An 11,491-nucleotide genomic window follows, 5' to 3' on the forward strand; every position below is an offset into this window, starting at 1 on the left:
CCTGCTAATGTTTGAATGAATCGTTTGTGACTTTCATCATCGGGGCCTTTGAAAAGTCCTAAAAGCTCTTCATTAGCATCCCAAATTACTAGGGCAGTTCCATGTTTAGATTGTAACTCCCCATCAAATAATGGATGTATTAACTCTGTATTAAACTCGATGGAGTTAAGGGATTGTAAAATAGACTCTGAAGGAATTTGATAAGGAATTGGTCCAAATTGACCCAAGGTTGAACCTTCATCATATAGTCTCCAAGCTTCTCTAATTCTAGCGTTACGAGATTTATCTGCGTCACTTGAATTATCTACATCAATAGGCGTAATGTTTTCACATAATGCGTTAGATAGCGCAGGTATTATTTCAGCTATTTCATTTTGATTATTCAATTCAATTAATGGTGTTGTTATATCTGACAGGATTAAATAAGGATTTTCGAATGTACGCCAATCTATTAACAAAGCTATAAAAGAATCGTTGTTTTGAGATTTAGTAATCATCAACATCAATGGGCCAAGATGAGCCGATGATAGTCTCCCAATGCCTTTTTGGCCTTGTTTTATACGGTGGTTGAGTCCAAAATGAGGTTCTGACTTTCGCTTACCTTCAGTTAACTTTGAATCTGTACCCACCACAAGCCATTTTTCAATGATATCTTCTTTAGACATTCCATGACCATTATCGATCAGGGTCACCATTAGCCTGTCACTGTCCATAACACGTAGTTTGACATCTGTGGCGTATGCATCATAGGCATTTTTCCAGAGCTCAGATACTGCCGTTGGTACGTCAGCAATTTGTTCGCGCCCAAGATGGTCCAAAGTGCGAGCACGAGTTGCGAAAGGTCTATTCTCAATCAATTTATTCTCCATCTATGCTTTAATAAACCTGCCCATCCATTAAGATTCGATCGAATGGATCCAAAGAACCAAATGCTTCAATAATGCTTCACCTAATTTTATGGGAACTGCATTACCAATTTGAACACCTGCGGCTGTTATTCCTCCAAAGAAAACAAAATCATCTGGAAAAGTCTGAATACGTGCTGCTTGCCGCACTGTGATACCATGATGCTCCGTGGGATGAACAAAGCGACCCTTAGAGGGGTTAATACAGGCAGTTGTCATCGTAGGTGCAGGCTTGTTTGGATCGATTCGACCATATACATCTTTATGGCCATCATGCTTTTTGTGACAATTTAACACACGACCAGAATCTTTACGGCTTCCACCATTTGCTGGCGTTCTACGAAATGCCTCGATTAACCCTTCACTATGCTTCATATGAATGTTATTTATATCATCTACGGGAGCTGAAGAAAAAGCATCCATACAGTTTTGCCATTGCATTATATCATCATGATTTTCAGTTTTTTTTTCAGTGTGTGTTTTTATTGGGGGCCAAATTAAACTTTCTACTGAAATATCTTTTCTTACACCTAAGAAAAAAACCCGTTTTCTTCGCTGAGGAACACCATAGTCCCGTGCGTCAACTTTAGCTGGAGCAAAAAGATAATAGCCAGCATTCATAGCTTGCTCACGGAACTCTTCAAGGTACTTCTCATGTCTTGGCCATAAAATACCAGGCACATTTTCCATAAGAAAAACCTTAGGTCTCAGGGCTGCTACGAACTCAAAATAGCGTAAGATTAACTTATTACGTGGATCATCAACCCCAGCATCATTTATACGATGAGTTGAAAATCCCTGACAAGGCGGGCCACCAAGCACAAGATCGCATTCACTGTTTTTAAAATGTTTTTCTGCTAATTCAACGGGATTAGTCTCCAATATACTTTCTTCGTAAAGAGTTGTCCCACTGTTGCTGCCTTTTATAAACCGATTTTTGAATGTTTTTGCAGCATAATCATTTTTTTCTATCGCGAAAACAGTTTCGCATCCTGAATTGTGTGCAGCAAGTGTTAAACCGCCTGCACCTGAGAATAGATCGACCACTTTGAGTTTTTGCAATCCGTTAATCGAATTTTTCATGATCAACTCATCAGAATGATTACACAATTTATGCTCCATGTAGAGATTTGCTTTTTATATTTTTCAATCACTTTTAACTGAATCCAAATTGAAACTCATCATTTTAATTAGAGCCGTTAAGTCATAGTAAAGCTTTAAGAAAACATTACAGTACCTAAATTTAACCACCAAAAATGTCATTGTATTAAAACATATCGATAGGAGATTTTTCAAAAAAATATGTGATTTTGTTCGGGGCTCAGGCAGCGTTAGCCAGCACCTGAGCCATAAAATCACCGACCCATTTCATTCGCAGCTTGCGGTCAGCAAGGTCACGGATGAACTTGATTTTGGTCGGGCCATCAAGCCGCCAGTGCTGCGGTTCTTTCTGCAACAGACCAATCAGCCAGCCAGGGTTAGCCACATTCTTCTCGGCAAACTCAATAAAGCCGCCTTTGTCACTGGCTTCCACCCGACGAATGCCGATTTTCTTCGCCATTAAACGAAGCGACGCGGTATCAAGCAGATTTCGCGCGGCATCCGGCAGCAGGCCGAAGCGGTCAATCAACTCCACTTTCAGATCCTGCAACTCGCTTTCTTCCTGCGCGCTGGCAATCCGTTTGTAGAATGACAGGCGGGTGTTCACATCCGGAATATACTCGTCCGGCAGCAGGGAAGGCATACGCAGTTCAATATCCGTCTGGCTGTTAGTCAGGTCTTCCAGCGACGGTTCACGGCCCTCTTTCAGTGCCTCTACAGCATTTTCCAGCAGCTCCATATACAACGAGAAGCCAATGGTTTCCATCTGCCCGCTTTGCCCTTCACCCAGCAGCTCACCCGCACCACGAATTTCCAGATCGTGGGTAGCCAGCGCAAATCCGGCGCCCAAATCTTCGAGTGAGGCGATAGCTTCCAGGCGTTTGTGCGCATCTGTGCTCATCGCTTTTGGGTGCGGCGTCATCAGCCAGGCATAAGCCTGGTGGTGAGAACGGCCCACGCGGCCGCGCAACTGGTGTAGCTGCGCCAGGCCGAAGTGGTCCGCTCGCTCAATGATGATGGTGTTCGCGGTAGGAATATCGATACCGGTTTCGATGATGGTGGTACAAACCAGCACGTTAAAGCGTTGATGGTGGAAATCATTCATCACCCGCTCCAGCTCACGTTCACGCATCTGCCCATGACCGATGGCCACGCGTGCTTCAGGAACCAGCTCAGAGAGGCGCTTCGCTGCTTTCTCGATGTTCTCAACGTCGTTGTACAGGTAGTAAACCTGGCCACCACGCAGCACTTCACGCAGGATAGCCTCGCGCACCACCAGATCGTCGAATTCACGCACGAAAGTTTTCACGGCAAGTCGACGGGCGGGCGGTGTAGCAATAATCGACAGGTCACGCATGCCGCTCATCGCCATATTCAGCGTACGCGGGATAGGCGTGGCGGTCAGTGTCAGAATATCCACGTCTGAGCGCATAGCTTTGATGCGTTCTTTATGGCGCACGCCGAAGCGGTGCTCTTCATCCACGATCAGCAGGCCCAAATCACGCCACTGAATCTCGTTAGCCAGCAGCTTGTGCGTGCCAATCAGAATGTCGATTTTGCCGTCTTTTGCCTGCTCCAGGATGGCCGTTTGCTCTTTGGCGGTACGGAAGCGGGAAAGCATCTCAATGCGTACCGGCCAGTTAGCGAACCGATCGCGGAAGTTATCGTAATGCTGCTGAGCGAGCAGGGTGGTTGGCACCAGCACTGCCACCTGTTTGTGGTTTTCCACCGCCAGGAAGGCTGCGCGCATCGCCACTTCGGTTTTCCCGAAGCCCACGTCACCACACACCAGACGATCCATCGCCAGCGGCTGACACATGTCGCTCAGCACGGCATTGATCGCCTGCGCCTGGTCTGGCGTGGTTTCAAACGGGAAGCTCTCGCAGAACAGCTGATATTGCTCACGATCGTGCTTAAAGGCAAAGCCAGTTTTGGCTTCACGCTGAGCATAGATATCCAGCAGCTCAGCCGCCACATCACGGACTTTCTCAGCGGCTTTCTGCCGGGCGCGCGACCAGGCATCGCTGCCCAGTTTATGCAGCGGCGCATTTTCATCGGCTCCACCAGCATAACGGCTGATTAAATGCAGCGATGAAACGGGCACATAAAGTTTGGCGTCACCTGCATAAGTCAGCATCAGGTATTCGGCAGTGATGCCGCCGGTTTCCAGCGTGGTCAGCCCGATATAGCGGCCTACGCCGTGCTCAAGGTGCACAACCGGTTGCCCTGAGCGCAGTTCGGCCAGGTTACGGATTAACACATCCGGATTTATGGTACGGCGGCTGTCCTGACGGCGGCGACTGACACGTTCGCCAAGCAGATCGCCTTCACAGATCAAAGCACGCTGACGCATGCCGTCGACAAAGCCTTTCTCACTGGCACCAATCATCAGATAGTGACCGGCAGCCTCTGCTTCGGCAAAAGTATGCACGCCCTGCGGCAGAATTTTGATCCGCGCGAGTAACTCCTGCAGCGCCTCGCGGCGGCCTTCACTCTCAACGGAGAAGACGACCGGCCCGCTGAACTCCTCAAGGAAGCGGCGTAATGCATCCAACGGGGCTTTGGCCTGAGCCTGTACGGCCAGATCGGGCAGCGTCTGATACTGCAAATTGGTGTTAGCGGCTTTCTTCGGCAGCTCTTCGCTTTTCAGCTGAACGCGCGGCCATTTTTTCAGCTCGTTGAACAGCTCGTCGGTGCGCAACCAAAGTTTCTCTGGCGGCAACAGCGGGCGCATAGGGTCAACGCGGCGGCTTTCAAAACGGGACGTCACATCTAACAGGAAACGGTCGGCGCTGACTTCCAGGTCACCGGTATTGACCAGTAACGTGTTCTCAGGCAGATAGCTGAACAGCGCGGGTAAAGGCTGATCGAAAAACAGCGGCTGCCAGTACTCAATGCCGGTAGGCAACGTGCCTTTACTCACCTGCTGATAAATGTGTTCAGACTCGCGGCGGACGTCGAAATGTTCGCGCCACTGAGTCCGGAACAGCTCAATGGCTGTTTTATCGGTCGGGAATTCATGCGCTGGCAGCAGGTTTACCGCCGGCACTTCTTCCAGCGTGCGCTGGCTGTCCACGTCGAACAACCGCAGGCTGTCGATCTCGTCATCGAAGAAGTCAATGCGGTAAGGCTGATCGCTACCCATCGGGTAAAGATCCAGCAGCGCGCCACGGGTTGCGTACTCGCCGTGTTCCATCACCTGATCAACGTGACGGTAACCAGCCTGCTCAAGCTGGCTGCGCAACGTATCACGCGACAGCCTCTGGCCTTTCTTCATCACCAGCGCATGGCCGTGCAGGAAGCTGTGCGGGCAGACACGCTGCAACAGTGTATTCACTGGCAGGATCAGCACGCCGCGTTCCATCATCGGTAGCTGGTAGAGAGTAGAAAGACGTGAGGAAATGATGTCCTGGTGCGGTGAGAAGCTGTCGAAAGGCAGCGTTTCCCAGTCGGCAAGACTGATGACCGGCTCATCGGTGAACTGTTTGATTTCATCATACAGGCGGAGGGCATTTTGCATGTCAGGGGCGATGAACATCACCGGGCCAGGATGGCGTTCGATGATCTCAGCGCATTCCACTGCACAGGCAGCGCCGGTCAGTTGACCTAACTGGCGCTGGTCACCTGCTTTTACGGGCAGGGTGTATCGAATGTGTTCAGGCATAATCAGTCAGACGGTCTCTTCGCAAAATGGAGAGCAGGGAACCTTGTTCCCCTTCAGCTAACCGGAGTATACCTCTATTTCGGTGATTGTTGGGTGTAGTGCATTCTGGGTCGGTCAATGTTTGCCCAAATCAGCTCTTTTTCACCGTGATAGCTGTGGTTACCGTCATCCCACTTTACGTAGTAACCCGCCGCCGAATCACCCTGTTCGAACACATTCACCACCATGCCTTTAATGTCGCCGGTTTTGTGTCTGACAATGCTGCCTTTAGGATATTTAGACATTTACGACTCCTGCGCGGACTCTACGGCGTTATTGCACTTAAAGTATTACCTCTTTTTGAGAGGGGTTAATAGTAGTTTAAGCCGATTCCTGTCCGACAATTGCGCAATTAGCGGGTGTTTTTTAGTCGATTTCGCGGCGATCACCGCAATTGTTGCCTTTGCTGACAAAACAAAGCCGAAGAGTCAGCAGCTTAGAGGTTCCATAACGCCGGGCTAACCTTTATTATCTTCGATCACTTTTTGCTAACGCTTTGCCAGAAGACGGATTATATGTATCAACCTGTCGCGTTATTTATCGGTCTGCGCTATATGCGTGGACGAGCTTCAGACCGCTTTGGCCGGTTTGTTTCCTGGCTCTCCGCCATCGGCATCACGCTTGGTGTGCTGGCATTGGTCACCGTGTTGTCGGTGATGAACGGCTTTGAGCATGAGCTCGAGAAGAGCACGCTTAATCTGATGCCTCAGGCGCTGATTACCAGCGAGAAAGGCTCGATTAATCCTCAACAGCTTCCGGCTGATTCCCTCAATTTGCAGGGAACCAAGAAAATCACGCCGCTGACCACCGGTGATGTCGTGCTGCAAAGCGCTCGCAGTGTAGGTGTCGGCGTGATGCTTGGTATCAACCCGGACGAACCTGACCCGCTGTCACCTTATCTGGTCAACGTGAAGCAGAGCGATCTGCAGACTGGCAAATATAACGTGATCATTGGTGAGCAACTGGCTACCCAGCTTGGCGTAAAACGCGGTGAAGAGTTGAGACTGATGGTGCCTTCTGCCAGCCAGTTCACGCCGATGGGCCGTTTGCCAAGTCAGCGTCTCTTTACCGTGGTGGGCACCTTTGCGGCTAACAGTGAAGTGGATGGTTACCAGATCCTGGTCAACCAGCAGGATGCCTCCAGACTGATGCGTTACCCGGCGGGCAATATCACCGGCTGGCGTCTGTGGCTGGATAAGCCGCTGCAGGTCGACACCCTCAGCCAGCAGAAGCTGCCGGAAGGACTGGTGTGGAAAGACTGGCGCGAGCGCAAAGGCGAACTGTTCCAGGCCGTGCGCATGGAAAAAAATATGATGGGCCTGTTGCTCAGCCTGATTGTGGCGGTGGCCGCCTTTAATATCATCACCTCGCTTGGTCTGCTGATCATGGAAAAGCAGGGCGAAGTGGCAATCCTGCAAACGCAGGGCTTAACCCGCAGGCAGATTGTGATGGTATTCATGGTACAGGGCGCAACGGCTGGCATCGTTGGCTCGGTGCTGGGCGCGTTGCTTGGCGTGCTGTTAGCCAGCCAGCTAAATAACCTGATGCCGCTGATTGGCGCGTTCCTTGATGGCGCGGCGCTGCCGGTAGAAATTTCGATTCCGCAAGTGATCACCATTGTGGTGACGGCGATGGTCGTGGCGCTGCTTTCCACGCTGTATCCTTCCTGGCGCGCCGCCGCCGTTCAACCCGCTGAGGCTTTACGTTATGAGTAACCCGATTCTGTTGCAGTGCAATGACCTGTGCAAACGCTATCAGGAAGGCAGCGTCCAGACGGATGTGCTGCGCAATGTCTCCTTCAGCGTGGCGCCAGGCGAGATGATGGCGATTGTCGGCAGCTCAGGCTCCGGTAAAAGTACCCTGATGCATCTGCTGGGTGGACTGGATACGCCAACATCTGGCGATGTGGTTTTTAACGGCAAATCGCTTAACGGCATGAGCTCAGCGGCGAAGGCAGAACTGCGTAACCGCGAGCTGGGCTTTATTTACCAGTTCCACCATCTGCTGCCGGACTTCACCGCGATGGAAAACGTGGCGATGCCGTTGCTGATCGGCAAGATCGGCAAAGCAGAGGCCGAAGCTAAAGCAATGGAGATGCTGACCGCGGTCGGGCTGGATAAACGCGCTAAACATCGACCTTCTGAACTGTCAGGCGGCGAGCGTCAGCGTGTGGCGATTGCCCGTGCGCTGGTGAACAATCCTCGTCTGGTACTGGCTGATGAACCCACCGGTAACCTGGATGCGCGCAATGCCGATGCGATTTTCGATCTGCTGGGCGAACTGAATGTGCGTCAGGGCACCGCTTTCCTGGTGGTGACTCACGATTTGCATCTGGCGAAGCGCCTGAACCGCCAGATGGAGATGCGTGACGGTCAGTTAAGCGGAGACGTGGTACTGGCAGGGAAGGCGTAATGGCTGGCAATCTTTCTCTTCTTCTTGGCCTGCGGTTTAGCCGTGGGCGCCGTCGCAGCGGCATGGTGTCACTGATTTCAGTGATTTCCACCGTGGGTATTGCCCTTGGCGTTGCGGTTCTTATTGTGGGTTTGAGCGCCATGAATGGCTTCGAACGTGAGCTGAACAACCGTATTCTGGCGGTGGTTCCCCACGGCGAAATCGAACCGGTCAATCAGCCTTTCACCGGCTGGCAGCAGCTGTTACCAAAAGTGGAGCAGGTCAAAGGCATTGCGGCGGCAGCGCCTTACATCAACTTTACCGGGCTGATTGAAAGTGGTGCGAAGCTGCAAGCGGTTCAGGTGAAAGGTGTTGATCCTCAGCAGGAAAGTCAGCTGAGCGCATTGCCCAGGTATGTGCAGAACAATGCCTGGCAGAGCTTCAGCGCTGGCAAACAGCAAATCATCCTGGGTCAGGGCGTGGCGACCAGCCTGAAGGTAAAGCAGGGCGACTGGCTGACCATCATGATCCCAAACAGCGATCCTCAGCATAAGTTGCTGCAACCTAAGCGTGTGCGCCTGCAGGTGAGCGGAATTTTAGCGCTTAGCGGCATGTTGGATCATAGCCTGGCGTTGGTGCCGCTGGGTGATGCCCAGCAATATTTAGCTATGGGTGACAACGTCACGGGCATTGCACTGAAAATGAGCGACCCGTTTGCCGCGCAGAAACTGGTGCGCGACGCCGGTGAAGTCACGCATTCCTATGTCTACATCCGCAGCTGGATTGGGACTTATGGCTATATGTACCGTGATATCCAGATGATCCGCGCCATCATGTATCTGGCAATGGTGCTGGTCATTGGGGTGGCCTGTTTCAACATTGTCTCCACGCTGGTGATGGCGGTGAAAGATAAGAGCGGCGATATTGCCGTGTTACGCACGCTCGGGGCGAAGGATGGCCTGATCCGCGCTATCTTTGTCTGGTACGGTTTGATGGCCGGGTTGGTGGGCAGCGTCAGCGGCGTGGTGGTTGGCGTGCTGGCGGCCTTCAACCTGACCCCAATCATTCGCGGGATTGAAACCTTAACCGGCTATCATTTCCTGTCAGGCGATATCTATTTTATCGATTTCCTGCCATCAGAAGTGCACTGGTCAGATGTGGCTATCGTGTTAGTCACTTCGCTGGTACTGAGCCTGATTGCCAGTTGGTATCCAGCACGACGGGCGAGCAAAATCGACCCGGCGCGCGTACTGAGCGGACAATAACAGCATGTATTATGGTTTCGACGTTGGCGGCAGCAAGATTGCGCTGGGGGTGTACAACCTTCAGCTTCAGCAGGTCTGGACTAAGCGGGTAGTCACGCCCAAAGATGACTATCAGGCGCTGGTGGATGTGCTGGTTGCGCTAACGGTAGAAGCCGATGCCTTTTGCGGTGAACAGGGAAGCGTCGGCATTGGTGTGCCGGGCATTCCGGTGCCGGATGATGGCACGTTGTTTACGGCGAATGTGCCAGCCGCAACAGGAAGAACCTTACAAGCCGATCTTTCTAAACGACTCGCTCGTGAAGTCAGGATCGATAACGACGCCAACTGCTTTGCCCTCTCAGAGGCCTGGGATGAAGAGTTTCAGGCCTATCCAGTCGTGATGGGACTGATCCTCGGTACCGGTGTGGGTGGCGGCCTGATTGTTGAGGGCAAGCCCCTAACCGGGCGCAATTATGTGGTGGGCGAGTTTGGTCATACCCGCCTGCCGATTGATGCGCTTGAGGTGCTGGGAGCAAACGTAGAGCAGCCGCTTTGTGGCTGTGGCAAGAAAGGGTGCATTGATTCCTGGCTGTCAGGTTCGGGATTCTCCCGTCTCTGGCAGGTGCATAATCAGTCGGCTCTCAGTGCACCCGAGATTATCTCCCGCTATTATCAGGGAGATCCGCAAGCTATCGCCCATACCGATCGTTACCAGGGGTTGCTGGCAGTTTGTCTGGGTAACCTGCTGACGCTGGTAGACCCGCATCTGGTGGTGCTGGGCGGTGGATTGTCCAATTTCGACGCGCTGTATGACGGCCTGGCAGAGAAGGTAAGACCTCATCTGCTGCCGGTTGCCAAACCGCCGAGGTTTGAAAAGGCGCGTCACGGAGACGCAGGTGGAATGCGCGGTGCCGCATTCCTGCACGTTAAGGAATAGAGAAATTATGATGCGAACTCCCCGCCGCCGACTGCGTCTGGCGCGATATAAGAAAACCCGACGTCAGGTGCACCAGCGTTTTCGTCAGCGCATTTTTGAGCGCGACCGCAACATCGAGATCGCCCAGCATCCATTGCCGCGCGTGGTGGTACTGACTGGCGCAGGCATTTCAGCCGAGTCTGGCATCCGCACTTTCCGCGCAGCCGATGGTCTGTGGGAAGATCATAAAGTTGAAGATGTAGCCACGCCGGAAGGTTTTGCGCGAGATCCGCAAAAAGTGCAGGATTTCTACAATGCGCGCCGCCGTCAATTGCAGCAGCCAGAGATCCAGCCGAATGCTGCTCATGAGGCTCTTGCCGAGCTGGAAGCCGCGCTGGGCGATCACTTCCTGCTGGTGACGCAGAATATCGATAACTTGCATGAGCGGGCAGGTAACAGTCATGTGATTCATATGCACGGTGAGCTGCTGAAAGTCCGCTGTGCGACCAGCGGGCAGATCCTGCATTGGGGCGATGATGTTAAGCCAGATGATCGCTGCCATTGTTGCCAGTTCCCGTCAGTGCTTCGCCCCCATGTGGTCTGGTTTGGTGAGATGCCATTACAGATGGACGAGATCTACGCAGCAATCAGTGAGGCTGACTATTTTGTCGCTATCGGCACCTCTGGTCACGTTTACCCCGCGGCTGGTTTTGTTCACGAAGCCAAATTGCAGGGCGCGCACACTGTTGAACTGAACCTTGAACCAAGCCAGGTCGGCAGTGAGTTCGAAGAGAAAGACTACGGTTTAGCCAGCGAAGTGGTGCCAAAGTTTGTACAGAATCTGCTGGCGAAAATCGCGAAGTAATTTTCGCAGCGCCGGTGAGGCACTAAGGTGAGTTGGTTCAGGATTTCAGACACAGACTCAACGGAGTTTTTTGCTGGGCTTAAGCAAGTTGCCTGAATATTCTGTGGCAGGTCAGGGCGCGATTGGCGCTGTGACCCCACAAGTTGTCTGAATATTCTGTGGCAGGTCAGGGCTTGTTTGGTGTTGTGCCCCTGCAAGTTGCCTGAATGTTCTGTGGCAGGTCAGGGCCTGTTTAGTGCTATGACCCTGCAAGTTTTCTGAAGTTCTGGTGACAGGTCAGGAAGAGAAGGTTGAACACAAAGACGCCGTGAACCCATCCCTGGGGGCTTAGCTGCGACGTCCATGTCGCAGATACTTTGCTTATCA

The 11,491-nt window shown here is 52.1% G+C and carries 9 protein-coding genes; 5 read left to right on the forward strand and 4 right to left on the reverse strand.

What is annotated here, in order from left to right; genetic code table 11:
• From WCC56_RS19015 to WCC56_RS19030, 4 genes are all read right to left on the reverse strand, one after another.
• Window positions 1-857 (reverse strand): ATP-binding protein (locus WCC56_RS19015; protein ID WP_424693887.1); only part of this gene is annotated, 857 nt, incomplete at its 3' end.
• Between the two features lie 39 nt (window positions 858-896).
• A complete protein-coding gene (locus WCC56_RS19020) occupies window positions 897-1,988 on the reverse strand; it encodes a DNA cytosine methyltransferase (protein WP_424693888.1) in 1,092 nt (363 codons plus the stop codon).
• Between the two features lie 238 nt (window positions 1,989-2,226).
• The gene (mfd, locus tag WCC56_RS19025; RefSeq protein ID WP_424693889.1) at window positions 2,227-5,670 is read right to left on the reverse strand and encodes a transcription-repair coupling factor; all 3,444 of its coding nucleotides are present in this window, start codon (window positions 5,668-5,670) and stop codon (window positions 2,227-2,229) included.
• Between the two features lie 74 nt (window positions 5,671-5,744).
• Window positions 5,745-5,954 carry a hypothetical protein gene (locus WCC56_RS19030; protein WP_424693890.1) on the reverse strand — a complete coding sequence of 70 codons (210 nt, stop codon included), beginning with the start codon at window positions 5,952-5,954 and terminating at the stop codon, window positions 5,745-5,747.
• 270 nt (window positions 5,955-6,224) lie between these two features.
• Here WCC56_RS19030 and lolC point away from each other — a divergent pair, with 270 nt between their 5' ends.
• From lolC to cobB, 5 genes are read left to right on the forward strand one after another with little or no spacing between them, the layout of a single operon-like run.
• Window positions 6,225-7,424, forward strand: a complete 1,200-nt coding sequence (gene lolC / locus WCC56_RS19035; RefSeq protein WP_424693891.1) for a lipoprotein-releasing ABC transporter permease subunit LolC — start codon at window positions 6,225-6,227, stop codon at window positions 7,422-7,424.
• Window positions 7,417-8,121 (forward strand): lipoprotein-releasing ABC transporter ATP-binding protein LolD, encoded by a 705-nt coding sequence (gene lolD, locus WCC56_RS19040; protein WP_424693892.1) that lies wholly within the window; start codon window positions 7,417-7,419, stop codon window positions 8,119-8,121. Before lolC ends, lolD begins: the two co-directional genes overlap by 8 nt.
• Window positions 8,121-9,365 carry a lipoprotein-releasing ABC transporter permease subunit LolE gene (gene lolE / locus WCC56_RS19045; RefSeq protein WP_424693893.1) on the forward strand — a complete coding sequence of 415 codons (1,245 nt, stop codon included), beginning with the start codon at window positions 8,121-8,123 and terminating at the stop codon, window positions 9,363-9,365. Before lolD ends, lolE begins: the two co-directional genes overlap by 1 nt.
• Before the next feature lie 4 nt (window positions 9,366-9,369).
• A complete protein-coding gene (gene nagK / locus WCC56_RS19050; protein ID WP_424693894.1) occupies window positions 9,370-10,281 on the forward strand; it encodes an N-acetylglucosamine kinase in 912 nt (303 codons plus the stop codon).
• A gap of 10 nt (window positions 10,282-10,291) precedes the next feature.
• Window positions 10,292-11,125: a Sir2 family NAD+-dependent deacetylase gene (gene cobB, locus WCC56_RS19055; RefSeq protein ID WP_424693895.1), complete on the forward strand. Its 834-nt coding sequence runs from the start codon at window positions 10,292-10,294 to the stop codon at window positions 11,123-11,125.
• The last annotated feature ends 366 nt before the right edge of the window (window positions 11,126-11,491 follow it).

Origin of the sequence: Erwinia sp., from assembly GCF_049696395.1 — a bacterium.
In the GTDB taxonomy this organism is placed as follows: Bacteria; Pseudomonadota; Gammaproteobacteria; order Enterobacterales; family Enterobacteriaceae; genus Erwinia.